The sequence below is a fragment of the Erwinia sp. S43 genome, assembly GCF_016624745.1.
In the GTDB taxonomy this organism is placed as follows: Bacteria; Pseudomonadota; Gammaproteobacteria; order Enterobacterales; family Enterobacteriaceae; genus Erwinia; species Erwinia coffeiphila.
Window position 1 is genome coordinate 18,153 of record NZ_JACVTX010000002.1, and the last position, 24,180, is coordinate 42,332.

The 24,180-nt window shown below is 59.2% G+C and carries 21 protein-coding genes; 13 read left to right on the top strand and 8 right to left on the bottom strand.

Annotated elements, in window-relative coordinates:
* Genes IBT47_RS02350 through IBT47_RS02360 form a run of 3 tightly spaced genes read right to left on the bottom strand, consistent with a single transcriptional unit; the run spans position 1 to position 3,215 of the window.
* Positions 1–996, bottom strand: a complete 996-nt coding sequence (locus tag IBT47_RS02350) for an ABC transporter permease (protein ID WP_200559001.1) — start codon at positions 994–996, stop codon at positions 1–3.
* Positions 997–1,006: 10 nt separating this feature from the next.
* Complete coding sequence (locus tag IBT47_RS02355; RefSeq protein WP_370569856.1) at positions 1,007–2,602, bottom strand: ABC transporter substrate-binding protein; 1,596 nt, start codon at positions 2,600–2,602, stop codon at positions 1,007–1,009.
* 52 nt (positions 2,603–2,654) lie between these two features.
* Positions 2,655–3,215, bottom strand: coding sequence for a GNAT family N-acetyltransferase (locus tag IBT47_RS02360; RefSeq protein WP_200559003.1), 561 nt, complete (start codon positions 3,213–3,215; stop codon positions 2,655–2,657).
* A 377-nt stretch (positions 3,216–3,592) separates the two neighbouring features.
* Between IBT47_RS02360 and IBT47_RS02365 the strand changes: the two genes are divergently transcribed.
* Entirely contained in the window at positions 3,593–5,227 is a 1,635-nt protein-coding gene (locus tag IBT47_RS02365; RefSeq protein WP_200559004.1) for a Na+/H+ antiporter, read from the top strand.
* Between the two features lie 120 nt (positions 5,228–5,347).
* On the opposite strand, the gene IBT47_RS02370 is transcribed toward IBT47_RS02365, so the two are convergent.
* Positions 5,348–6,739 carry a PLP-dependent aminotransferase family protein gene (locus tag IBT47_RS02370; RefSeq protein ID WP_200559005.1) on the bottom strand — a complete coding sequence of 464 codons (1,392 nt, stop codon included), beginning with the start codon at positions 6,737–6,739 and terminating at the stop codon, positions 5,348–5,350.
* A gap of 144 nt (positions 6,740–6,883) precedes the next feature.
* Here IBT47_RS02370 and IBT47_RS02375 point away from each other — a divergent pair, with 144 nt between their 5' ends.
* Positions 6,884–7,744, top strand: a complete 861-nt coding sequence (locus tag IBT47_RS02375) for a DMT family transporter (RefSeq protein ID WP_200559006.1) — start codon at positions 6,884–6,886, stop codon at positions 7,742–7,744.
* Here the strand turns inward: IBT47_RS02375 and IBT47_RS02380 are convergent.
* Together IBT47_RS02380 and IBT47_RS02385 are read right to left on the bottom strand one after the other, a co-directional pair.
* Complete coding sequence (locus IBT47_RS02380) at positions 7,741–8,949, bottom strand: MFS transporter (protein WP_200559007.1); 1,209 nt, start codon at positions 8,947–8,949, stop codon at positions 7,741–7,743. The two genes, IBT47_RS02375 and IBT47_RS02380, sit on opposite strands and share 4 nt — an antisense overlap.
* Positions 8,950–8,997: 48 nt before the next feature.
* Complete coding sequence (locus IBT47_RS02385; RefSeq protein ID WP_200559008.1) at positions 8,998–10,191, bottom strand: MFS transporter; 1,194 nt, start codon at positions 10,189–10,191, stop codon at positions 8,998–9,000.
* Between the two features lie 133 nt (positions 10,192–10,324).
* Between IBT47_RS02385 and IBT47_RS02390 the strand changes: the two genes are divergently transcribed.
* Both IBT47_RS02390 and zigA read left to right on the top strand, forming a co-directional pair.
* Positions 10,325–10,918: a TetR/AcrR family transcriptional regulator gene (locus IBT47_RS02390; protein ID WP_200559353.1), complete on the top strand. Its 594-nt coding sequence runs from the start codon at positions 10,325–10,327 to the stop codon at positions 10,916–10,918.
* A 126-nt stretch (positions 10,919–11,044) separates the two neighbouring features.
* Complete coding sequence (zigA, locus tag IBT47_RS02395) at positions 11,045–12,265, top strand: zinc metallochaperone GTPase ZigA (RefSeq protein ID WP_200559009.1); 1,221 nt, start codon at positions 11,045–11,047, stop codon at positions 12,263–12,265.
* A 96-nt stretch (positions 12,266–12,361) separates the two neighbouring features.
* On the opposite strand, the gene IBT47_RS02400 is transcribed toward zigA, so the two are convergent.
* Positions 12,362–12,769, bottom strand: coding sequence for an Exc2 family lipoprotein (locus IBT47_RS02400; RefSeq protein WP_200559010.1), 408 nt, complete (start codon positions 12,767–12,769; stop codon positions 12,362–12,364).
* Positions 12,770–12,943: 174 nt separating this feature from the next.
* Here IBT47_RS02400 and IBT47_RS02405 point away from each other — a divergent pair, with 174 nt between their 5' ends.
* Complete coding sequence (locus IBT47_RS02405; protein ID WP_200559011.1) at positions 12,944–13,675, top strand: HPP family protein; 732 nt, start codon at positions 12,944–12,946, stop codon at positions 13,673–13,675.
* A gap of 191 nt (positions 13,676–13,866) precedes the next feature.
* Here the strand turns inward: IBT47_RS02405 and IBT47_RS02410 are convergent, their stop codons facing one another.
* On the bottom strand, positions 13,867–15,000 hold the full coding sequence (locus IBT47_RS02410; RefSeq protein WP_200559012.1) for a sugar MFS transporter: 1,134 nt from the start codon (positions 14,998–15,000) through the stop codon (positions 13,867–13,869).
* Positions 15,001–15,202: 202 nt separating this feature from the next.
* Between IBT47_RS02410 and IBT47_RS02415 the strand changes: the two genes are divergently transcribed.
* The 8 genes from IBT47_RS02415 (at position 15,203) to IBT47_RS02450 (ending at position 24,143) form a co-directional block, all read left to right on the top strand.
* Entirely contained in the window at positions 15,203–16,873 is a 1,671-nt protein-coding gene (locus tag IBT47_RS02415; RefSeq protein ID WP_200559013.1) for a glycerol-3-phosphate dehydrogenase/oxidase, read from the top strand.
* Between the two features lie 5 nt (positions 16,874–16,878).
* Positions 16,879–18,378 carry an FGGY-family carbohydrate kinase gene (locus IBT47_RS02420; protein ID WP_200559014.1) on the top strand — a complete coding sequence of 500 codons (1,500 nt, stop codon included), beginning with the start codon at positions 16,879–16,881 and terminating at the stop codon, positions 18,376–18,378.
* Positions 18,379–18,390: 12 nt separating this feature from the next.
* Positions 18,391–19,404 carry a hypothetical protein gene (locus IBT47_RS02425; RefSeq protein WP_200559015.1) on the top strand — a complete coding sequence of 338 codons (1,014 nt, stop codon included), beginning with the start codon at positions 18,391–18,393 and terminating at the stop codon, positions 19,402–19,404.
* Between the two features lie 83 nt (positions 19,405–19,487).
* Positions 19,488–20,375, top strand: coding sequence for a sugar-binding transcriptional regulator (locus IBT47_RS02430; RefSeq protein ID WP_200544953.1), 888 nt, complete (start codon positions 19,488–19,490; stop codon positions 20,373–20,375).
* Positions 20,376–20,379: 4 nt separating this feature from the next.
* Positions 20,380–21,342 carry a LysR family transcriptional regulator gene (locus tag IBT47_RS02435; protein WP_200559016.1) on the top strand — a complete coding sequence of 321 codons (963 nt, stop codon included), beginning with the start codon at positions 20,380–20,382 and terminating at the stop codon, positions 21,340–21,342.
* Between the two features lie 289 nt (positions 21,343–21,631).
* Positions 21,632–23,101: an NAD(P)-binding domain-containing protein gene (locus IBT47_RS02440; RefSeq protein WP_200559017.1), complete on the top strand. Its 1,470-nt coding sequence runs from the start codon at positions 21,632–21,634 to the stop codon at positions 23,099–23,101.
* Positions 23,098–23,580: a hypothetical protein gene (locus IBT47_RS02445; RefSeq protein ID WP_200559018.1), complete on the top strand. Its 483-nt coding sequence runs from the start codon at positions 23,098–23,100 to the stop codon at positions 23,578–23,580. The genes IBT47_RS02440 and IBT47_RS02445 overlap by 4 nt, the downstream gene beginning before the upstream one ends.
* Positions 23,577–24,143 (top strand): peroxidase-related enzyme, encoded by a 567-nt coding sequence (locus IBT47_RS02450; RefSeq protein ID WP_105591740.1) that lies wholly within the window; start codon positions 23,577–23,579, stop codon positions 24,141–24,143. The genes IBT47_RS02445 and IBT47_RS02450 overlap by 4 nt, the downstream gene beginning before the upstream one ends.
* Positions 24,144–24,180 lie beyond the last annotated feature (37 nt).

The following is a 24,180-nucleotide window of genomic DNA, read 5'->3' on the forward strand; positions in this document are numbered from 1 at the left end:
TTACTCCTTGTCTGCCTGGCTGCGCAGGCGCGGATCGATCAGCAGGCCGAGAATATCGACCAGCGTACTCATCACCACATAAACCAGCGCAGAGAGGATCGCCACGGCCAGCACCACCGGCATGTCCTTGGCCAGCACCGCATCAACGGTCACCTTGCCGAGTCCCGGGCGGCTGAACACCTGTTCGGTGATCACCGCGCCGCTCAGCAGGCCACCCACCAGCCAGCCGGTCAGCGTCACCGCCGGCAGTGCGGCATGTCGTAGCGCATGGCGCAGACGCACGATCACCCCGTGAATCCCCCAGGCGCGCAGCGTCAGGGAGAAGGGCTGGTCCAGCGCATCTTCCAGCCCGCGCCGCAGCACCTGCGACACCACCGCGCCCTGAGCCAGCCCCAGCGACAGAGAAGGCAGTATCAGCGCGGCGAAATTGCGGTCACCGGCCACCGGGAACCAGCGCAGCGTAAAGCTGAAGATAAACAGCAGCACAATCCCCAGCCAGAAAGAGGGAGTGGAGGCCAGCAGCAGCTCCAGTCCGTTGGCAACGCTGCGTCCCCAACGGCGGTGTGCAGTCAGCACGGCAACCAGTACCGCAAACACCACACTGACCAGCAGCGCCGCACCGGCCAGTTTCAGCGTGGGCAGCAGCTGCGAGGCAACCAGCTGGCCCACATCAACGTTCAGCATGTAGGAGCGACCAAAATCACCGTGCATGATGCGCCACAGATAGCTGAGATACTGCTGCCACAGCGGGCGATCCAGCCCCCATTCGGCGCGGATAGCCGCCTCAATTGCCGGGGTACGCACCTGTTCACCGACCAGCAGGCTGACGATATCACCCGGGGCCAGCCAGACGGCAATGAACGACAGGCTGACGGCTGCCCACAGCACCATCACCCCACCGCCGATACGCCCGGCAATACGCCAGGCCAGCGATGATGACGCCTTCAGGCGCGGTTGCCCGACGCTTTTAATCAGGGGGGTGGTTTCGCTACTCATGGCTCACCTGTTAATGTTCGCTCAGCCAGACGCTGTAGGCGTTTTCCGGCATCTGTTTAAAGGGACGGAAGCCAATACCGTTGACGTAGCTGGCGGCGGCAATCTGATCTTCCGGCTCGTACAGCGGTATCGCCACGGCCTGGTCGATAATCGCCAGCTGCTGCAGCTGCGCGTAGAAGCCACGGCGAGCCGGAACATCAGCGGTCGCGGAAGCGCCTTTCAGCAACGGCAGGATCGCCGGATCGGACGTGCGGCTGTAGTTGATAGCACCGCCTGCATTCACCGGCAGATAGTGGTTTTCAATATCAATGCCGTCGGTTTCGGTATTCGAGTTGGCGATGGAACCAAACTGGCCGCTGTTGCGCAGTTCCGTATACGTGCCGGAGTCCACGTAGCGCAGCTTCAGCTCCACGCCCAGACGCTGACGGGCCTGAGCCTGAATGGCCTGGAGCAGCACATCGCGCTGATCGCGCACCGTTGCCTGCGCCTGGATAATTTCAATACTCAGGCGCTGGCCGTCCTTAGTGCGGAAACCGTCGGCATCACGCGTGTTCCAGCCTGCTTCATCCAGCAGTTTATTGCCCAGCTCCGGGTTATTACCGTATTTACCCTCCACGCCGTTGGTGTACAGCGGATCGACCGGGGAGGTAATGCCCCAGGCGCGGGTGCGTTCGCCGCGATAAATGGATTGCAGGATCGGCGCCACGTCCAGTCCCTGTAACAATGCCTGGCGCACCTTGAGTTCTTGCGTCGGGCCGTATTCCACGTTGAGGAACAGCGAGTACGGCGTACCGGTATTCAGCGCGTGCTGATAGGTGAAGTCCGGATTGTTTTTAAACTCACCGGCATCGTTACCGGAAACGCCTTCAATCGCATCAACCTGGCCGGAGAGCAGCGCTCCCACGCGCACCGAGGATTCCGGCAGGAAGCGATAGGTCACGCCATCCAGATAAGCCGGTCCCTGATGGCCGGCGTTGGCCGGTGCCCAGTTGTATTCCGGGTTCTTCACAAAGACAATCTGCTGGCCTTTTTCATAGCGCTGCAGGATAAACGGCCCGGTTCCGGCCACGGAAGCGCCGCCCGCTTTCAGATCCGGCGACTGCCAGGATTTCGGTGAAATCAGTTTCAGACCGGCGGCAAAGGCGAGGAACGGTGAGTAAACCGCCTTGAGATTCAGCACCACGGTACGTTCATCCGGGGTCTCAATACTGTCAATATGGCGGCTTAACGCACAAAGACTGGAACCCGCGCAGTAGGACGGGTCCTGAATATGGCGGAAGTTTTCTGCCACCGCTTCAGCATTCAATTTGGCCCCGTCGGAGAATTTTACATCCGGGCGCAGGGTGAAAATAATGCGCTTGCCGTCCTGCTCCACGCGGTAACTTTCCGCGAGCCACGGAACGAAGCTGCCGTCGGCATTACGTGCCAGCAGTGATTCATAGGCCACGCGCAGGATCAGCTCGGCTTTTGACTGGCCGTTGAGTTGAGGATTTAACGGTTTAGGTTCGGTTTCAACGCCCCACGTCAGGGTGCCGCCCGTGCGGGGTTCAGCGGCGGCAAATGCCGATGAGACGGATAAAGCCAACAGCGATACCGTAGCCATCATGGCCACTTTATTATTTAAGCGCATAGTTTTCCCAGAAAGGTAATAAAGACGACTAAGCAGTCAGTGAGTTTTCAATAAAATCGTGTATGTACTCTTTAATTTTCGCCTGCTGATAGCGCTGCTGATCGAGCACGCGGGTTAAATAAACCAGCTCTACGCCCAGCGGATTGACCGCACGATGAAACGGCTGATAGCCGCGGCGCAAATAGAGCTGTGACAGCCACGGATGTTTAATTGCCGTCGCCAGGTAAACCGCCGGGGATTTCAGCGTATCGCGCAGGAAGCTTTCTTCAACGTAACGGATAATCCGGCTGCCGAAACCCTGGCCTTTGAACTCCGGATCGACGGCAAACCAGTGCAGGAAGGGCCACGGCGATACCTGTTTACTGTCGGCAGCCCAGGGAAAGCGGACGGTCAGCGTGGCAACCAGGCGTCCCTCATTTTCCAGTACGAAGGTCGATTCGCTGGCGATCACCGCGCGAACATCTTCCACGCTGGAGCGGGTAATGGTGAAATGAATTCCCTGAGGAATAAGCGGCGCATAGGCGCGCTGCAATAAACCGTGGAGTAATTCTGCCTCTTCCGCTTTTGCTAAACGAATACGTTCAGTCATGAGTTTCACCGCCACACAATTAAGTTATTACGATTATTAACAGCGCGGGGGGAAACTGTGAAAGATAAATATCTGATAACGATGCGCAGTTAAAATCTTAATAGGTTGACTACCGCATCTGATGTTAAAAATTACCATCTTAAAAAGTGGGGATATTTTGACCACGTGAGCAGTGCCCGCACGGCGCGCCATGAATGCATCATTTTCGCATCGGATATTTCCTGTATCATCCCTCCGGGCTGATAGCCAAAATGACGCTTCATTCAATGACGAGAGAACCGTTGTTCCGTGAATATCAGTCATTTTTTGTTGTTTATTTCAACCAGGGAGATGGTCTGTATGCGTGACGCCATTTTTACTAAAAGGGGAGGCTACGAATGTCACTGATCACCATTGTATTAGTTTTTATGATGGCCATTGTTGTTACTGTGTTTATCTCTCACCTGCTTTCCGCCAAAATCCCGCTGCCGCTGATCCAGATTGCGGCCGGTGCGGCGCTGGCAGCCAGCGGTTTTCAGGTCGATTTTGATCCCCACATTTTTCTGCTGCTGTTTATTCCTCCTCTGCTGTTTCTTGACGGCTGGCGCATCCCGAAGGATGCTTTTTTCAGTGATTTAAAACCCATTCTTTCACTGGCCATCGGGCTGGTGCTGTTTACCATTATCGGTATCGGTTTGTTTATCCACTGGCTGATCCCGGCGATCACCGTCGCCGCCGGATTTGCCCTTGCGGCGATTCTGTCACCGACGGACCCGGTCGCCGTATCGGCTATGACCGCCAGCTCGCCGCTACCCTCACGCATGGGGCATATCCTTGAGGGCGAATCGCTGCTCAACGACGCATCCGGCCTGGTGGCATTTAACTTTGCCGTCGCTGCGGTGCTGACCGGCAGCTTTTCCGCCAGCGATGCGGTCACCCGGTTTGTGGTGATGGCCATCGGCGGTATCCTCAGCGGGCTGGTGGTGGTCTGGGCCACCGGTAAGTGCAATAACTTCCTGATTAAGCGTACCCGCGAAGAACCGGCAATACAGATCCTGATCAGTATTCTTATCCCGTTTGCCGCTTACATTCTGGCTGAAAGCTTCCACGTGTCGGGGATTCTGGCCGCGGTTGCCGCCGGGATTGCCATGCACTACGAGCAGCTCTCCGGTCCGCGCCTGCCCGCCACGCGCATGAAAAGCAGCGCGGTTTGGAACATGCTGCAGACCATCCTGAACGGGATGATCTTCCTGATGCTCGGTGAACAGCTTCCCCGCATGCTGCAAACCCTGCCAGACGTTGCCAGCCAGGCGGGCGTCTCCTCCCCCTGGTATCTGCTGCTGTATGCGGTGGTGATCACCCTCGCTCTGGGCGTTGTGCGCTTCTGCTGGGTATGGCTGTCCATTACGCTGACGGTGTTCCGCCAGAAGCGTAAGGGCAAAGTGACCACCAGCCGCCCGCAGTTCAGCGCGGTGGCGGTGATGGCGCTGGCCGGCGTAAAAGGTTCGATCACGCTGGCCGGTATCCTGACGCTCCCTGTGGTGCTGACCGATGGCTCACCGTTCCCGGGCAGAGACCTGCTGATTTTCCTGTCGATGTCGGTGATCCTGCTGTCGCTGATCGTTGCCGCGATCGGTCTGCCGATCATGACTTCGTATCTGGCCGATGACTTACCCCATGATTCCGGAAAGGGCGCGATTGGTGCTGCGTTAACCGAAGCGGCGATTGCCCGCCTGAACGAACTGCTCAGCCAGCCCGTAGACGACCCGGAAGAAGAAGCGATGCGGGCGGATGCCGGAAACCTGCTGCTGGAAACCTACCAGCGTCGCCTTCACTACAATGACAGCGACGACCAGAACGATGTTGGCCAGGAACTGAAGAAGCGTGCCCGCATTGAAAAAGAGATGCAGCGCGAGGCGATCGTAGCCCAGCGCGCCGAGCTGTTCAGGCTTAAACGCGCCCGCAACATTACCGACACCACCTTCCAGCAGGCGCTGAGAGCGATTGATTTGAAGGAAGAGAGCCTGCACTAAAGGCGAAACACCCCGCTGGCGAATCTCTCCGTCGTGAAAACGGTGAGACCGTCAGCGGCATACGGAGCCCGGCGGGCAGTTTTAAACGGAAGCCTCTGTTATACGCTGCCCGCCCGGACGCTAATCCCCGGCTGAACATGCCGCCATCATTTCCTTCAAAACGCTATACACGCGCTCATCGTTCAGATGCGCGACGTTAAAACGTAAAAATTCCCCCGCCGACTGCGACACGCTGAAGACATTGCCCGGTGCCAGCACCACGTTGTGCAGTCGGCAGCGGCGGGCAATTTCCGTGGAATCTAATCCCGCAGGCAGACGACACCACAGATAAAACCCACCGCGCGGCACCATCCACGGCGTTATGCCGAGCGCAGCCAGACGCTCGACCGCGTCTTTACGCGCTTTTGACAGCCTGCGGACAACCTCATCAAGATGTTTACGGTAGCTCCCGCCGGAAAGCACAGCAGCCAGCAGTTGAGTGGTCATCGGGCTTGGGCCGCCGAAGCTGGTGGCAATTTGCAGATCGGTCAGCCCCTCGATCCATTCAGGACGACAGGCGATATAGCCACAGCGAACCGAAGCCGAAAGCGTTTTGGAAAAACTGCCCATGCGAATCACCCGCTCCAGGCCGTCGGGGATCGCCAGCCGTGATGACAGTTCAGGTTCAAACTCGGCGAAGATATCATCTTCAACGATAATCAGATCGTGCTCGCGGGCCGCGTTAAGCAAGCGCCAGGCCGTTTGCGGGGAAAGGCTTGCCCCGGTCGGGTTATGTAACGCCGAGTTGGTGATATACAGCCTGGGGCGCGACTGGCTGAGAACCGACTCAAATACGGCCACGTCAGGGCCGGTCGGCGTAAAGGGAACGCCCACGATAGTGACCTGATGCGCACGGAGCAGGGCCTGAAAATTGAAATAGCAGGGATCGTCGACCAGAACCGTGTCACCGGGCCGCAGCAGGAAACGACAGATTAAATCCAGCGCCTGGGTTCCGGAGCCGGTCAGCATAATCTGCTCCATGGGCGTCGTCAGCCCTTCGCTGGCAAAGCGCGCCAGCAGCAGACGCCGCAGCGCCGTCGCACCGCGTGTCGTACCGTAATCACATAGCAGGCTGGCATCCGAACGGGCCAGCTGCCGCATGGCTTTTCGCAAGGGCTCCACCGGCATCCAGTCGGCAGGAAGCCAGCCACAGCCGGGTTTCAGCACATCGCGATCGGCATCCAGCGCCTGGCGAGACACCCAGAACGGATCAACGTCGCGCTGATAATCGACATTCTTTTCCACCAGATTGAGCGGTGGCTGATGCGACCCGGTCACAAAAAATCCGGCCCCCCGGCGTGCGCGGATCATTCCCGTCGCCGCCAGTCGTTCATAGGCTTCAACGACGGTCGACGGCGATACCTGCATCTTTGCCGCATAGCCGCGCACTGACGGCAGACGTTCTCCTGCGGAGAGTGCGCCGCCGATAATCTGGCTGCGAATATCGGCTATCAGCATTTCGGTACGGGTCATCGCAGTTTTCCTCACGGCAATCACAGCTGTATGGTCAATTTTATCCATACAGTTTGGTAAAATTGTACTGCATTGTATCTTCGAAACGTTCCTGACGTTGCCTATTATCGTTGAAAATGTGAGGCAAAACAGAAACGAGGAACTATGGAACGGACAACGGCAGGATGGTGGAGTGGGCTGACAGGCGTAATGATTTTCAGCGGTTCGCTCCCGGCCACACGCGTGGCGGTAAATGATTTTTCGCCCCTGTTCCTGACATCGGCGAGAGCCACCATTGCCGCACTACTGGGCGGGGCACTGCTGTTGCTGCTGCGCCAGCGCCGCCCGGCGCGCTCGGATATCCTGCCGCTGCTTATTGTCGCGCTAGGCGTGGTGGTAGGGTTCCCCCTGCTGACCGCGCTGGCCCTGCGCCATATTAGCGCCGGTCACTCCGTGGTGTTTATCGGTCTGCTGCCGCTCTCCACGGCACTGTTTGGCGTACTGCGCGGCGGAGAACGCCCCCGTAGGGCGTTCTGGCTGTTTTCACTGCTCGGTGCCGCCATCGTGGCCGGATTCGCTATCGCCAACGGGCAGGGCGGATCGCTAAGCGGCGACCTGCTGATGATCGCTTCGGTCATCGTCTGCGGTCTGGGCTATGCGGAAGGCGCGGGTTTATCGCGTCGGCTGGGGGGCTGGCAGGTGATCAGCTGGGCACTGCTGCTCTCTCTGCCGCTGATGGCGATTATCGCGCTGTTCAGCCTGCCGCACAGCTGGAGCGCCGTCAGCCAGCCAGGCTGGTTAAGCCTGGGCTACGTTTCGCTGTTCAGTATGCTGATTGGATTTCTGTTCTGGTATCGCGGCCTGGCGCTTGGCGGCATTGCAGGCGTCAGTCAGCTTCAGCTGTTGCAGCCGTTTTTCGGCCTGCTGCTGGCCGCCGTGTTGCTCCATGAATCCATCGCCTGGAGCATGGTTGCCTGCGCCACGGCGGTGATCCTTTGTGTGTTTGGGGCAAAGCGTTATAGCTAGTGCTTCAGAGTAACAGGGGTGTTTTTCCGCTCGTGAAGCAACAGGTAAAGTGACAGCAGCGCCGCAGCCGTCAGTATCGCGGCTGTCACCCAGAGGTTCGGCACCAGACCAAACCGGTCGACGATCTGCCCTCCGAACCAGGAACCGCCCGCAATACCGATGTTAAACACCCCAACATAGAGCGACGTGGCGATTTCGATTGCTCGCGGTGCGGCTTTCATCATCCAGCTCATCAAACCGACCGAGACTCCGCCGTAAGCCAGGCCCCAGAGTATCAGCGCGGCTCCGCTGCCGGTGTGATAGTGTCCGATGCTCAAAAAAAGCAGCGGAGTGAACATTAAGCCCAGCGAAATCACTAACAGGGTCAATGCGGCGCGCCTTGTGGTGACGATCCCGGTCAGGAAATTCCCCACCACGCCGGTGATACCATAAACAAGCAGCAGAATACCGATCCACTTCACCTCAAACAGCGCCACATCCAGCAGCAGCGGGCGAACAAAGGTAAAAGCCATAAAATGCCCGGCCACCAGCAGCAGAGTCAGTACCAGACCGGCCCGTATCCGGGGGTTTTGCAGTAGTTGCACAAATTGGCGGAACGAAACGGAATGCGTTACCGGCAGCGCCGGAATAAAGATCCAGTGCAGGGTCAGAACTAAAACACTGAACAGCGCCATGCCGCCAAATGCCCAACGCCATCCGGCATAATCCCCGATGAATGCGCCAAGCGGAACGCCAAGCACAGAGGCTGCGGCCACGCCGCCGAACACAATGGCCGTTGCCAGGCCGACGGATTGTGCGGTAACCAGACGCGAAGATAATCCCCCGGCAATCGCCCAGATCCCTCCCATACAAAACCCCACCAGGATACGTGCAGCCAGCAGCGGAAGGATACAGGGAGCCAGCGCTGATGCGACATTGGCAATCACCAACAGCACCAATAGCCAGCGTAAAATAATGCGTCTGTCAGTTCCTCCTGATGCAATAACGACAAACGGTGCAAACAGGGCGGCAAGCAGAGCGGGCAGTGAAATAGCCATCCCGGCTTTTCCGTTAGTGGTGTTTAAGGATTCTGCCATTGTCGTCAGCAGCCCCACGGGCAGCATTTCTGTGGTAACCACGGCAAACGTTGCCAGGCCAACGCAAATCACCGCCATCCATAAACTGTTTTCCGGGGCAACCGCAGAGGGTTTTAGTTCAGCGCTCATTTTTTTCCTTATTAAAATCAGTCGATTTCGTCGTTAACCCGATCGTATTTATTCACCGGTGACGGCGGGCTCCGGGCGGCGGAAGCCATAAAAAACGACGGCAAGAATCACCGCTGCGGCTCCCGCCGCTACGCTAAACCCTTGTGAAGGCGAGCCATGATTGAGTACCTGTCCCGCCACTGCCGCGCCGAGTGCAACTCCGATATTCAACCCGGCAAGCAGCCAGGCCATCCCTTCGGTTACACGATGTTCGGGTACGGTTCGCTCAACCAGTGACATCGCGACGATCATCGTTGGGGCGAAAAACAGACCGGAGAGCAGGACCGCTGCGGTCAGGGAAAGGATGCTACCTGCCATTATCAGCGGCAGAGTGGCTAAAGCGGTCCCCAGCCCACCGAACACCAACTGTTGATTCAAAGTGGCCCGCAGCTTGAGCGTGCCAAACAGCAGCCCGGCAAAACACGATCCCAACGCATACGCAGACAAAACCAGGCTGGCCAGAGCGGGCTGCCCCTGTTTGGTGGCAAAAGCTACGCTGACGATGTCGATGGTGCCAACGATAACGCCCATCGCCATCATTAAAATGACCAGTAAGCGCACCGTCGGGAGATGGATAAGAGCCTGGCTGCCGCCGTTGATATCACGTGAGATTTGCGGCGGCTCGGTTACTCGCTGAGCAAGCAGCGCGGCTATGCCGACGATCAGCAGCAACATAGCCACAAGCAAAGCGGCCTGGGGCTGCACAATCACTCCGAGCGCCACCGCCAGCGGAGGCCCCGCGATAAAAGAGAGTTCGTCCAGCACCGTTTCCAGTGAATAGGCCGTCTGTAGCAGAGGTCGCCCACGATAGAGAGCCGTCCAGCGAGTGCGGATCATCGCCGAGACCGCAGGCATAAATCCGGTGAGCATTGCGCCAGCGAACATCAGCCATGCCGTATCCTGCCACAGGCTGTTCACTGAGAGAGTTAAAAAGCCCAGCGAACTGACTGCCGTGGCAGCAGGCAGCACCCGGCGCTGGCCGTAGCGGTCCGCCAGACGGGAAATCTGCGGTGATATCAGCGCATAGGTCAAAACAAAAGTTGCAGAAACGGCCCCGGCAAGTGCGTAGCTGCCACCGGACTGCGATAGCATGACGATGATACCAATACCCGTCATCGGCAGCGGAAGCCTTGCCAGTATTCCGGCGAGGGTAAAAGCCCGCGTGCCCGGTGCAGCAAATAACTCACGATAAGTGGCGATCATTTCCTTCTCCATAATGCATCCGCTTGCCACGAAAAACGGCTGCAGACATAATACATACGTGGCGTATGAAAAAGCATATATTCATACGTCGCGTATGTAAACAGTCAAGACTCGTTAGCTGAAGGAGAGGATGATGGTGCGACGTACGCGCGCAGAGATGGAAGAAACCCGTGCCGCGCTGATATCAACGGCGCGAAAGGTTTTTAGTGAGGTCGGCTATGCCGATACGGTGATGGACGATCTGACCGGGCAGGCGGGGCTAACCCGGGGGGCGCTTTATCATCATTTCGGCGATAAAAAGGGACTGCTCGCGGCGGTGGTTGAGCAGATCGATGCAGAAATGGACGCACGGCTGGAGACGATTTCCAGCACGGCTGAAGATGGCTGGCAGGGGTTTACCCATCGGTGCAATGCCTATCTGACCATGGCTCTGGAGCCTGAATATCAGCGTATTGTCCTGCGCGATGCCCGTTCCGTGCTGGGTGGACCGTCTCAGGAATCACAGCGCCACTGCGTTGATGCCATGCAGCGGTTGATTGGCCAACTGATTGCTCAGGGCGTGATAGCCGAAGCGAATCCGCAGGCGCTGGCCTCGCTGATATACGGCAGCCTGGCCGAAGCCGCATTCTGGATCGCGGAAGGAGAAGATAGCGACGCCCGCCTGGCGCAGAGTAGCGAAGCGCTGGCGCTGCTGCTGCGGGGTTTACTGGCTGAACGTGCCCGCTAATGCGGGCCGTAACAACGATAAACAGATGACAGCCTCGATTGTTATGTTATAACATAACAATTACCCCATAAGGGATACGGTTTAACGCCCGTTCATCTCCGCGTTAACGCACCTGAGGATGTCACTATGTCACAACAACGCATCAACACCGATCGTGATGGTCGCCTGCCGGTTACCGTGCTTTCCGGCTTTCTGGGCGCGGGTAAAACCACGCTGCTCAACCATATTCTCAATAACCGCGAGGGCAGACGCGTCGCGGTTATCGTCAACGATATGTCTGAAGTCAATATCGATGCCGCACTGGTCCGCGACGGCGGAGCCGATCTCTCCCGCACCGATGAAAAGCTGGTCGAGATGAGCAACGGCTGTATCTGCTGCACGCTGCGTGAAGACCTGCTTCTGGAGGTCAACCGCCTGGCGCGGGAAAACCGCTTCGACCAGCTGGTGATTGAATCCACCGGCATCTCCGAACCGCTGCCGGTGGCGGAAACCTTCACCTTTGAAGACGACAGCGGCGAAAGCCTGTCGGCGGTGGCACGGCTGGACACCATGGTGACGGTGGTCGATGGTTTTAACTTCCTGCGCGACTATCAGTCACGCGACAGCATTGAATCCCGCGGCGAGTCGCTCGGCGAGTTTGACGAACGCTCGGTAGTCGATCTGCTGATTGAACAGATTGAATTCTGTGACGTGCTGATTATCAACAAAACCGATCTGATCAGCGAAAAGCAGCGCGAACAGCTTACCGGTATCCTGCGCAGCCTCAATCCCCGCGCACGTATTGAAATCGCTCGTTTCGGCCAGGTGCCGCTGGATAAAGTATTGAATACCGGCCTGTTTGACTTTGCCGAAGCGTCGCAGGCTCCCGGCTGGATGCAGGAGCTGCGCGGCACCCACGTGCCGGAGACGGAAAAGTACGGTATCAGCAATTTTGTCTGGCGCGCGCGCAGACCGTTCCACCCGCAGCGCTTTTGGGAATTTTTCAGCGGCGAACTGCCGGGGGTCGTGCGTTCCAAAGGCTATTTCTGGCTGGCAAGCAGGCCTGAATTTGCCGGTAGCTGGTCACAGGCCGGTGGTGTGTCGCGCCAGGAGATGGCGGGCCGCTGGTGGGTAGGCGTACCGCGCGATCGCTGGCCGCAGGATGAAGAATCCTTGCGCTGGATTATGCAGCACTGGCAGGATGGGGTAGGCGATGCACGACAGGAACTGGTGTTTATCGGTATGCAGATGGATGAAGGGGAACTGCGCCGCCAGCTGAATGCGGCGCTGCTGACCGACAGCGAACTGGCTGCCGGGCCACGTAGCTGGGTTCATTTGCCCGATCCACTGCCGCACTGGTTTAACTGACCTGCCTCAGTCAGGGTAACGAGCCGCTGGCCAAAGGCGGCTCGTCGGGGCCAGATGAATCGCCGGGTCTGGCCCCGGCCCCGCAGTGGTTTTCGATCAGCGGCCGTCAAAACCGTCCAGATAGGTTCCCATCGCCTCATTAATAAACAGCGCCCGCTGCTTGTCGCTCAGCGAACTGGTATAGCTGCTGTTAATAAAGGTATGCTGGCTTTCCATCTTTTCTGAGGATTTTTCTTTTCTGAAGTTTTCCGCTTTCAGCAGCGCCTGTTCGCGCGTCATCCCCGCCTGACGATCCTTTATCCCGTCATCATAAAACGTTTTAAAAACAGGCTTCATTAACTGGATAGTGCCGGAAATCTGGGTGGTGTAGTTGGGGTCAAAATCGTTTTTGGCTTTAAAAACATAACTTTTGGTGTGGGCGGTGACGCTATCCGTGGACTGACTGCAGGCGGCCAAAGAACCCACTAACATCAGCATAAATCCCTTCAGTACGAAACGACGCATTACAGCTCCTTGAAAAATAACACAGCGATTTTATAAAGATAAAAAATACCGTAGCCGAAAACCGGTCGGTTGAATATGAAAAACCTTACTTTTTTCAGGTTGCCTGCGGGGCGTAATCGGAGGAGAATCGCCGCTCATAATATAAGAATTTTCTATGGATTAGTCACCTGCGCTATGAATCACTCCACTCCAGATAATCTTCTCGCGAAGGTTCGAATTTTCTTCGGTCGCCTGAAACCCCATCCGCTGGCGGTTGCCAGAAAGCAGATGGTTCTTGCCAGTATCGGTGCCGGTATCGGGCTGGCGATCACCAGCCTGTTCAGCCACTGGGTGCTGGGTGAGGTTAACTTATGGTTTGTTGCCCCGGTGGGGGCCTCGGCTGTTTTATTATTTGGCGTACCCAACAGCCCGCTGGCCCAGCCGTGGTCGATCGTTGGCGGTAATTTTATCTCCGCCCTGACCGGGGTGACCGTCGGGATGTGGATCGACAATCCGGCCATTGCCTGTGGTGTGGCGGCGTGCCTGGCAATTGCACTGATGTTTAAGCTGCGCTGCCTGCATCCGCCCGGTGGGGCCGTGGCGCTGACCGCCGTGCTCGGCGGGCCGGGCATCCACAACACGGGCTACGAGTTTGCGTTTACCCCGGTCCTGCTGAATTCGGTGTCGCTGGCGCTGCTGGCCATTCTGTTCAACAACCTTGCCGGGCGTCGCTATCCGCACCCGCTGGCCGCTGCGGAACCCGCGCCGTCGCCGGTTGACATCACCGTATCGATTACCCGTGACGACCTGCATGAGGCACTGCTGGCAGGCCAGCTGCTCGATATCGATGAAGGCGATCTGCAGGAAGTGCTGCTGCACGCCGAGAAGATCGCCGAACGTCGGCAGCTAAGCCGCTCGCCCGCGTAACAGAAGGTATCCCCGCAGTACGCGGGGATACCTGGTCTGCTCATCTGTCCGCTACTTTACTGCCAGGCGGGCATTCCACTGCGTACCCCTTCCGATAAACGGCAGTACCCTTCTGGTTCACTTTCTAACGCGAAGCTTGAAACCACGGTCATCAGGCTATCGGCAGCAGAATTATCAACCATCACAAAATCTTATTTCCCGGCGACGGGCAGCGGCGATGCCGTCCTGGTCTTCAGAATGCGCAGACCACACAGCGCAACAAACGCGCTGTAGCCTGCCAGCAGCCAGAACGGCGTCAGCGGCGGCAGATTTGCCATCACCTGTCCCACAATCAGCGGCCCGGCCACGCCTCCGGCCAGTGCTGCGGTCACGATAATAGAGCCGGTGCGCGGGTCGTTGCCCATCCGCGCCGAACCAAACACAAAGAAGTTCGGGAAGATGCTGCCGATAAAGAAGCCCACCAGCGGATAGGTCAGCGTCGGGGCGATCCCACTCCCGGCGCAGGCCAGCAGCACAGCGCCACCGACAAAGCCGCCGATCAGCATCGGCGCGGCCGGCAGGCGATGGCCGACAAAGCTCAGCGCAATACGCCCGCTGAGGAAAAAGACAAAGAACAGCGAAAGCGCGCTGGCCGCCGCCGTGTCGCTGAAATTCCCCGCTACCAGGATCACCGGACCCAGTCCGATCAGGCAGGCCTCAATCGCCGTACCCGATGCGCCCACCAGCAGCGTCGGCACCGAGAGTGTGAAACCGCTATTACCCTGAGCCGTTTCTTCTGCCGCGTGCGTTTTTGGAAAACGGAACGACAACAGCAGCGGCAGGACCAGCCCGACAGCCAGAATGCCGAAGCACAGCTGCGGATTGCGCGCCAGCGCCACAAACACCAGCGGGGCGACAATGGCACCGCCGCCGAACAGGGCGTTGACCAGGCTGACCATCGACGGCCCCTTTTTGCCAAAGGCGTCAAGCAGGCGGGTATTCACCAGCGCCAGACTGGCACCGTAACCTGCTCCAAACGCCAGCGATCCCAGCAGCGTCAGCGGCCAGTTCAGATGAAACGCCATCAGCGCCGCACCCACCACCAGCAGGGTAAAGGCCAGCGCTGTCCAGTCGCGCTTACCGGCGAAAAACAGTGCGATAACGCCAATTAACGCGCCGACCCATTGAGCAGTCACCACCATGCTGGCTGAAGCAATGGTCAGATCGAACATCTGGCGGAACTCCGGCAGCACCGGCCCCATCAGCGATTGCCCGGCCCCCATTAGTACAAAGGCAATGATGCTTCCGCTCAGCAGCAGCCCGTTATTTTTCACTCTATCCATCATTTCACTCCAAAGTTATGCAGGTTTTCGTTGTTTTTCAGTAGGTAAGAAGAAAAAAACCTGCGGCTGTCGGGTGGTGAAATCCCGCGGGCAGGTGTTTTTTCTTCACATTACTGTTACATCGATATTGACATTAGTCTATCGTTATTGACATATGTAATGCGTACAACGTGTTTAATAATCAAAGTTTCGTGAGGCAGATCGCATGTTGAGTTCTGAAATTAGGGATCAATCGCAGACTGGCCGTCAGGAAGCCTGGGTAAAGCTGAAAGCGAACCCGGTGCCGGACGTGCTGGTGATTGGTGGGGGTGTCAATGGGGTGGGGTTGCTGCGGGATCTGTCCCTCAACGGCGTATCGGCAACGCTGATCGACAGCGGGGATTTCTGCGCCGGGGCCAGCAGTGCGTCAAGCCGTATGGCTCACGGCGGACTGCGCTACCTGGAGAACCGCGAGTTCGATCTGGTCCGGGAATCGGCGCGGGAGCGTAATATGCTGCTGCACGACGCATCCCATCTGGTGAAACCGCTGGAGGTGGTGGTGCCGGTACGTCACTGGGTGAAAGGGCTGCCGGGCACGGCGCTGCGCTTTTTTGGCTTTTCCCGCAGCCCAGGTCCACTCAGTTTCGTGGCGTTGAAAAGTGGCCTGTTGGCCTATGAACGTTTTGGGGCGATCCGCCGTGCGCTGCCGCATCATAAAGTGGTTCTCAGCGGCAGGAACTTTCCGCCAGGCTTGCCTAAAGCCGTGCGTTCGGTGATCAGCTATTACGACGGGCAAATCACCGGCCCGGAAGCGCTGGTCTTTGAAATGCTGGAGGCCGCCAGCCGTATTGAGGGCGTAACCGCAGTGAATCACATCCGCTGGCAATACATGCAGGATGGACGTATTACCGTTACCGATCCGCTGAGCGGCGAGACGGCAGAATTGCGGCCCCGAGTCATTATTAATGCCGCCGGTTCGGCCATTGACCGGGTCAATTCGCAGCTGGGCATCGACGCAACCCGCGTCCGTGGCGTAAAGGGCGCGCATCTGGTGCTGCGTCATCCTCAGCTTCACGGACGTATGGGCGGTCGGTCATTCTATTTTGACGACGGGCGCGGACGGATGGTGGTCTGTATGCCGGTGCAGGACGTAACGCTGATCGGCACCACCGAGGTGGAAACCGACGATCCGCAGGACCGCCAGGTGGTGGATGATGAAGTGAACTATCTGCTGTCGTCACTGAATCACCTGTTTGACGATATCACCCTGACCCGGGAACACATTGTCGCGGTCACCAGCGGCATCCGCCCGTTGCAGGCGGGCAACGGCAGCGCGACGCAGGCCGCCCGCGATCATGCTCTGTTTGAAGACCGCGCGGGCAGTACGCCGGTTATCTCGCTGGTCGGGGGAAAATGGACCACCTTCCGCTCGTTTGCCGAAATGGCGGCCAACAGCGTGCTCAACCTGCTGGGGCGACAGCGAACGGCCAGTACCGCCGATCGCGCCTACCCGGGAGCGGGCACTCTGGATGTGGTGCAGCTGGCGCAGGATAGCGGACTGACCACCCAGCGAACGAAAGAGCTTTATAGCCGCTACGGTACCGTGGCCCGCGAAGTCGCGGCGTTTTGTGGCCAGCAGGAGGATGCGCCGGTTACCGATGCGCCGGGCTACTCGCGCCGCGAAATCATCTGGCTGACCCGCAACCGTATGACCCTTAATCTGGAGGATATGATCCTGCGCCGGACAAATATCGTCATGACCGGACGCCTTTCAACCTGCACGCTCGACAACATCGCTGACATTATGGCCGACACGCTGGGCCATGATGATTTATGGGCGCAAACGCAGTCACAGGGCTGCGCCGCCGATCCCCGCATTCTCTGGAATGGAAAATAATAATTATGTCTGCATCCTACTTACCTCTCGTTCTCGCCATCGATGCCGGTGGCACCGCCGTCAAAGTCGCGCTGTTTGACAGTACGGGGCGTCTGGTCAGCCACCGCAACGCCGAAGTGACCACCGAACACTATCCGGATGGCCGGGTAGAACGCGACGGTGATGCCTTCTGGCAGGCCACGCTCACCGCCATCCGCGACGTGCTGGAAGGCGATACCGCCGGACGGGTGGTTGCCGTTGGCTGTACCGGTTTCGGCAACGGCATCTTCCTCGTTGACCAGCATGGACAGCCCACCCGTCCCGGCATTGTCTCGGTGGATCATCGCGCCCAGCCGATTGCCGATCGCACCATTGCCGCCGGGCAGGACCGTGCGTTAAGTGATGAAAACGGCCACCGTCCATGGGGCGGCCAGACGCTGATCCAGCTGGCCGGGCTGGCGGAGAATGAGCCTGCGGTGATGGCGAAAACCCGCTGGGGCCTGGCCTGCAAGGATTTCATTCGTTTCTGCCTGACACAGGAGGCGCTGACCGATCCGTCCGATGCCAGCGGCGGCGGACTGATGAATCTCGACAGGCAGGACTATTCCGTGGAGGCATTCGAACTGCTGGGCCATCGACCGCTGACGGAGAAGCTGCCGCCGGTGGTCAACAGCTCCGCCATCGGCGGGCGGATCACCGCCGGGATTGCCCAGCTGACCGGGCTGCGCGAGGGCATTCCGGTCGCCGGTAGCATGATGGATGTGGCCTCCTGCGCACTGGGCGCGGGCGTTACTTCGCCGGATCGTATGGTGTTTATTGCCGGTACCTGGGCGATTAACGCCATCGAAGTGCCGCGCCCGATAAGCGAGAACTATCCGCTGCTGAATATGCTCTACCGCGACGGTGCAGCCAGACTGGTCGCCGAAGGCAGCCCGTCATCGGCCGCCAATTTAGGCTGGTATCTCAAACACGCGCTGGGCAACCGGATCGACGTAGACGAAGCGATGAACATCGCGGCAGGCTGCCCGGTTGACAGCCAGCGCTGCTTCTTTATGCCGTATATCCACGGCCCCGATCCGTACCAGGGCAGCTTTATGCGCCTGCGCGCCACGGACAACGAGGCTTCGATGATTCGCGCCATCTGCGAAGGTGTGGCGTTTGAGCACCGCCGCCACGCCGAAGCGCTGCTGGTTCACACCGACGGTACCTGGCCGGAGGCTATCCGTCTGACCGGCGGGGCGGCGCGTTCACCGCTGTGGGCGCAGATCTTCGCCGATACCTGTAACCGTCCGGTTGAGGTGGTGGATACGCCGGAGGTCGGCGCGCTGGGCGCGGCGATCTGTGCCGCCGTGGCGGGCGGGATTTATACCTCGCTGGAGCAGGCTACTGCCGCCATGAGCCGCATTCTGCGCCGCCATGAACCCGTTGCCGAAAATGTGGCGGTACTGCAGGCCCGCTACCGGGAATTCACGCGCCTCGACCAGGGAATCAAAGCGCTGCTTGACGTTCAACCTTCCGATTACTGATAAGGGTAAAAAATGAGTTCGTTACTACCGTTTCAAACCACGCGATTTGCTGAAAAAATCGATCGTATCCGTCGCGGTGAATATCGTTCGGGTGATTTTATGCTGGCCGATGCCAAAGACGGCGATCTGGCCGCAGGTGTAACCGCAATGGGCTATCGCCGCGACGGCAGCGGTGCCGCTGCGGGTTTGCGCACCCGGCCTGAATTCCATCAGCAGATCCGCGATCTGATCCAGCAGGATACGCTGGATATCATGCTGACCTCTACCGCCACCATGGAGCAGTTGAAGGAAGAGGGTGCTTTCGAGGGCAGCCGGATGCTGGCGGCGTTTCGCGGCAATGAAGCCACCGATGCCTGGGTCGGGCTGCGCGGCGGCCGCTACCGCGAGTTTGCCCCGCTGCCGTATCGCGGCGCGGCGCTGGAGTTTGCCAGCGCGCCGATTTGCCTTTACTCGCTGACCTGGATCAATGATGCACGACACGATGTCGCCTCGCTGGAAGCATACGCACGCTTCCGCGCTGACGCCCGCTCGCACGGGATTATGCATTTCCTGGAGGTGTTTAACCCGAACGTGGATACCGGACTCAGCGCCCGGGATACTCCGGCGTTTATTAACGACTGCATTATCCGCACGCTGGCCTCGCTGACCCGTGCAGAGCGCCCGGAGTTTCTTAAAGTGGCCTATAACGGGCCGCAGGCGCTGGAAGAGCTGGTCAGCCACGATCCGTCGGTGGTGGTGGGCGTACTCGGCGGTGGGCAGGGTACACATCGCGATACCTTCGAACTGCTGGCGCAGGCAGAACGGCACGGCGGCAGGCTGGCGCTGTTTGGCCGCAAGATCAACGGCGCGGAGCATCAGCCGACCATGGTGAACTGGATGCGCCGGGTGGTGGATCGCGAAGCCACCTCGCTGGAAGCCGTGCGCGGCTATCATGCGGATTTACAACGATTAGGCCTGCGTGCCGATCGTCATCTTGAAACCGATAGCGAGATAACGGAAGATGTGCTCCGGTCAGATTTAACCTAACCAGGAGCAAGGATATCAAGACGCAGCCCAAGAGTACGTCGCCGTCAGACAGGATCATTGCCGAAGCGGCATGGCTCTATTACGTGAAAAACCTGACGCAAAGCGAAATCGCCACCCGCATGAAGCTGTCCCGCCTGACGGTGATTAACTACCTCAGGCTGGCCAAAACGCGGGAGATTGTCTCGGTAAGGTTAAGCGGTGAGCACTTCCGCACCAACGATCTTGCTGACCGTCTTGCGGAGCGTTTTTCTCTGGACGATGCCTTTGTTATTCCCGCTGACGGTCTGTCGGACGAAAGTCGGTTTAACGAAGTGTGTGAAGCGGCTGCGCATGTCCTGCTTGATTTCCTTGAGCCTGGCGATCAGCTCGGCGTGAGCTGGGGCTCCACGCTGAGCCTGATCTCGGATAAGGTGCCGTACTGGCCGATTGAAAATCTGACGGTACGGCAGCTGATCGGGGCGATGTCCAACCCGCTGCTGCCCACCGCCGAACGCTGCTCGATTGAAATAGCCCACCGGCTGAGCGCGTTGTGCGTCACTCTCAACGCACCCGCCGTGTGCAGCAACAACGAGCTGGCCCGCCTGCTGCGCGAAGAGCCGATTATCGCCGAACAGCTACAGCATCTGACCCGCTGTAATAAAGCCATTTTCACCGTCAGCCCCTGCACCCCGGACGGCCACGTCACCCAGTTTAAAATCGTTACCGAAAAAGAAGTTGAACGCTACGTTGCCCACGGCGCGGCGGGGATTATTGCCGGTCGCTTTATTGACAGTGAAGGGCAGCCGCTGCTCGGCGAGGTGGACGATCGCGTGATCGGCATTGAGCTGGATACCCTGCGCCAGATGAACGGCCTGCTGGTGGCCTCGGGGCTGGATAAGCTCACCGCCATCGTTGCCGCGCTGAAGGGCGGCTTTGCCAACACGCTGGTGATTGATACGCTGCTGGCCGAAGCCATCCTGGCACAGGAGTGAAGCCGTGACGCCACTGCAGGATTTGGATTTAAAGCAGCTGGAAGCCTTCGCCGCGGTGATTTCCGCCGGAAGCGTGACGGCGGCGGCGAAAGCGCTGGATCGCTCACAGCCCGCTGTTTCACGGCTGATTCAGGATCTTGAGCAGTCGCTGGGCTATCCGTTGTTTATCCGCAACGGGCCGCGCATCCACCCCACCTCGGAAGCGCTACAGCTGCATCAGTACGTGCAAAAAGCGCTGCTGTCGCTACAGCAGATCCGCCTGCGGGCGCAGGAAATTGGCAGCCAGCAGCATCGCCCGCTGCATATCGCCGCCACGCCCGCGCTGGCGGCGGGGCTGCTGCCGCTGGCGCTGGCCTCGCTGAGCCTGCAGAACAAAGTGCAGATTATCAGTGAATCCGCCGAGCACACGGCGCACGCGGTAATCTCCGGTGAAGCAGACATTGCGCTGTGCAGCCTGCCGCTTGAGCATCACGCGGTGGAACTGCACTGGATCGGCCAGTCGCGCTGCGCGGTGGCGCTGCCGCAGGACGACCCGCTGGCGGCGCAGGAGCAGATCACGCTCGGCGATCTGGCCGGGCGGCGTCTGATTGCGCCATGGAACCCGCTGCGCCTGCGCGGCCGCTTTGAAAAAGCGCTTAAAAAGCTGAAAACGCCGCTGCACGAAACCATCGAAACTAACTCTTCCGCCAATATCCTTTCCTGCGTGCGCGCCGGGCTGGGCGTAGCCATTCTGGAGCCGGTTACCGCCTGGGGTATGCCGCTGGCGGGCGTGGCGATTCGCCCGCTTGAGGAAGAGATCCCCTATTTCTTCGGCGTGATCACCCCGCAGGGGCGGCCGCTTTCCAGCGCCGCGCAGTCGCTGGTCAGCGCGCTGGCTACGGCGGCCGCCGCGCTGCTGCCCGGCTTCCAGCAGATGCCTGCCGCTGAACACCCGCGCGTGATGCGGCTGATCAACCAGGACAGCTGATCGCTACACGGCGCATCTCCTTCAGGAATGCGCCGCTGCTCTGACCTTCCCAAACCCGTCTATATATCAATTTCGGCATAAGATATAAGAAATCTGTCGTTCGAAATGTAAGCACTTTCTTGACACAAATCATAGCGCGGAGGATTATCCAGCGATTGCGCATGATTATGTGAATATTTAATTCTTAATGCTTAATCATGCTTTTTTTGAATAATAAAATTGACGCTATCCGGGGTTTTGCAGGCAGGCTGCCTGCCGCTCGGGCAAGATAGCATTCAGGAAAATAACCATGACGCATTCTGCTGCACCAGCAACGGCGATCGGCCTTCAGGCTCTGGAAGAGCGGCTCCGATCCGATCTTGAACTGCTTGAGCTCCCGGCAAAATCCTGGGTGCCGCCGCGCACCCTGCACGGTGAAGCCGTGCGCGACGTGGTGGTGATTGGAGCCGGAATGTGCGGCCTGGCGGCTACGGCGAAACTGCTGTTCACCGGCATCAGCAACGTGGTGGCCTACGATGCCGCTCCGGCCGGAGAGGAAGGCCCGTGGATCACCTTCGCCCGCATGGAAACCCTGCGTTCACCAAAAACGCTGCACGGCCCGGCGCTCGGTCTGCCGCAGCTGACTTTCCGCGCCTGGTTTACAGCCCAGTGGGGCGCAGAGGCCTGGCAGGAACTGGATAAAATCCCGAAAAATCAGTGGATGGATTACCTGGTGTGGTATCGCCAGGTGCTGGATCTGCCGGTGCGTAACAATGTTCGCATTACCGCCATCACCCCAATCGACGACCTGATTGCGCTGGACCTCACCGGTGCCGAAACCGGGCCAATTTATACCCGTCGGCTGGTGTTGGCCACCGGACGCTCTGGTCTGGGCGGGGCCGCTGTTCCTGACTTCCTGCAGGGCGTCGATCGCCGCTTCTGGGCGCACTCCGCTGACGATATCGACTTCGCGGCGCTGAGCGGGAAAAGCGTGGCGGTGATCGGTGCGGGCGCATCCTCAATGGATAACGCCGCCACGGCGCTGGAGGCCGGTGCCGCTGCGGTAGATATGCTGATCCGCCGTGCTGAAATGCCGCGCATCAATAAAATGACCGGCATCGGCAGCCAGGGCGTGGTTCACGGTATGCATCGCCTGGCGGACGACTGGAAGTGGAAGTTCGTTGACTACACCTCCGCTTCGCAGACGCCGCCGCCGCGATCCTCCACGCTGCGCGTTTCCCGTCATCCGCAGGCGCACTTCTACCTGAACTGCGGCATCGAGGCGGTGCGGGAAGAGGGTGAAGGTCTGGCGATTACCACCACGCAGGGCGAGAAGCATTACGACTTTCTGATTGCCGCCACCGGCTTTGCCAACGATTTTAACGGCCGGCCTGAGTTCGCCGCCGTTGCCCCGTTTATCCGCAGCTGGTCTGACGGCCGCTACACGCCGGAAATGGGCACCCCGCGTGCCAGCATGCTGGACGCGCCCGACCTCGGTCCGGATTTCGAGTTCCGCGAGAAAGTACCGGGAACCTGCCCGCAGCTTGCTCATATCTACTGCTTTAACGACGCCGCCATGCTGACGCACGGCAAAGTATCCGGCGATATTCCGGCGGTCAGCGCCGGGGCCGAGCGGCTGGTGCGCGGCATTACCGCGTCGCTGTTTGCCGAAGACGTCGCCAGCCATTACGCCAGTTTACAGGCTTACGACACCCCAGAACTGCAGGGCGACGAGTGGGTGGATGCTTCACCTCTGCTGAAAAAGGAGAATGCGTTGTGATCGACGCCATAGATAAAGCCGCCGGGCTGAAGCCGGACGATGCGCTGTTCCACGCCCGTCGCTTCCGCACCGAATTTGTTGATGGCGCAGAAGCCTGCCGCCGTTCCGTGCTGACGCCCGAACACGATCTGGGTCTGAATGCGGCACTGCGCCTGGCGCTGGCCCGCCGCATCGCCGCGCTGAACGACGATAGCCCGCTGATTGCCGAATACGATGCGCTGCTGGCAGAACAGCAGCCGGATGGATCGCTGCTGGCGCTGGCCGCCGGGGAGTCTGCGCTGCCGGAACCGCTGGCAACGCTGGGCCGCCACAGCGACCTGATTACCCTGACGCCTGACCGCGCCGACGCCGACGCGATCCGGCGGCTTGAGCAGGCCGGGCTGAACAACCCGCAGATTGTCGCGCTGTCTGAACTGATTGCCTTTGTGAATTTCCAGACGCGCGTCGCCGCGGGTCTGCGTCTGATGAGGTCCGAATGATCCCGTCCGTTACCCTGAAACCGCTGAGCTGGCACCCGTGGATCGCCCCGGTTGAACTGGCCGATGCCACCCCGGAACAGCTGGCTGCCATGCAGGTCACGCCGTCAAACAAGAAGGTGTCGGAGTACGTGCGCACTCTGGCGCACGACCCGGAAAGCTACGTGGCCCGCACGCTGCTGTTTAACGCCATTATGTACGTGGAAGGCGGCCTGGACCGCGCCGACCGCGAGCTGGGTGCGCTGGGCGCATCGCTGGTCAACGGCTGCAAATACTGCGCCGTGGTTCACGCCCGCCGCCACGCGCAGCTGCGCAAAGATAACGCGCTGGTCAGCGCCCTGTATTACCACCGCGAAGACCAGCTCGGTCCGCGCGATGCGGCAATTTATCGCTTTGCCCGCCGCCTGTCGGTCACGCCGTCGGAAGCCACGCCGGAAGATGTGGCGGCGCTGCGCGAAGTGGGTATGAACGATCGCGAAATTATCGACCTGATCCACGCCACCGCCATTTTTGGCTGGGCAAACCGCCTGATGCACGTCCTCGGCCATGCCGGGGTGGAAAAATAAACCCGTTCTGCGCCCGGCACAGCCGAGAGGACACTGA

Bases quoted from the DNA above. Each gene is read 5' to 3' on its own strand.
- IBT47_RS02350 (WP_200559001.1), bottom strand. From the start codon at position 996: ATGAGTAGCGAAACCACCCCCCTGATTAAAAGCGTCGGGCAACCGCGC.
- IBT47_RS02355 (WP_370569856.1), bottom strand. From the start codon at position 2,602: ATGATGGCTACGGTATCGCTGTTGGCTTTATCCGTCTCATCGGCATTT.
- IBT47_RS02360 (WP_200559003.1), bottom strand. From the start codon at position 3,215: ATGACTGAACGTATTCGTTTAGCAAAAGCGGAAGAGGCAGAATTACTC.
- IBT47_RS02365 (WP_200559004.1), top strand. From the start codon at position 3,593: ATGTCACTGATCACCATTGTATTAGTTTTTATGATGGCCATTGTTGTT.
- IBT47_RS02370 (WP_200559005.1), bottom strand. From the start codon at position 6,739: ATGACCCGTACCGAAATGCTGATAGCCGATATTCGCAGCCAGATTATC.
- IBT47_RS02375 (WP_200559006.1), top strand. From the start codon at position 6,884: ATGGAACGGACAACGGCAGGATGGTGGAGTGGGCTGACAGGCGTAATG.
- IBT47_RS02380 (WP_200559007.1), bottom strand. From the start codon at position 8,949: ATGAGCGCTGAACTAAAACCCTCTGCGGTTGCCCCGGAAAACAGTTTA.
- IBT47_RS02385 (WP_200559008.1), bottom strand. From the start codon at position 10,191: ATGATCGCCACTTATCGTGAGTTATTTGCTGCACCGGGCACGCGGGCT.
- IBT47_RS02390 (WP_200559353.1), top strand. From the start codon at position 10,325: ATGGTGCGACGTACGCGCGCAGAGATGGAAGAAACCCGTGCCGCGCTG.
- zigA (WP_200559009.1), top strand. From the start codon at position 11,045: ATGTCACAACAACGCATCAACACCGATCGTGATGGTCGCCTGCCGGTT.
- IBT47_RS02400 (WP_200559010.1), bottom strand. From the start codon at position 12,769: ATGCGTCGTTTCGTACTGAAGGGATTTATGCTGATGTTAGTGGGTTCT.
- IBT47_RS02405 (WP_200559011.1), top strand. From the start codon at position 12,944: ATGAATCACTCCACTCCAGATAATCTTCTCGCGAAGGTTCGAATTTTC.
- IBT47_RS02410 (WP_200559012.1), bottom strand. From the start codon at position 15,000: ATGATGGATAGAGTGAAAAATAACGGGCTGCTGCTGAGCGGAAGCATC.
- IBT47_RS02415 (WP_200559013.1), top strand. From the start codon at position 15,203: ATGTTGAGTTCTGAAATTAGGGATCAATCGCAGACTGGCCGTCAGGAA.
- IBT47_RS02420 (WP_200559014.1), top strand. From the start codon at position 16,879: ATGTCTGCATCCTACTTACCTCTCGTTCTCGCCATCGATGCCGGTGGC.
- IBT47_RS02425 (WP_200559015.1), top strand. From the start codon at position 18,391: ATGAGTTCGTTACTACCGTTTCAAACCACGCGATTTGCTGAAAAAATC.
- IBT47_RS02440 (WP_200559017.1), top strand. From the start codon at position 21,632: ATGACGCATTCTGCTGCACCAGCAACGGCGATCGGCCTTCAGGCTCTG.
- IBT47_RS02450 (WP_105591740.1), top strand. From the start codon at position 23,577: ATGATCCCGTCCGTTACCCTGAAACCGCTGAGCTGGCACCCGTGGATC.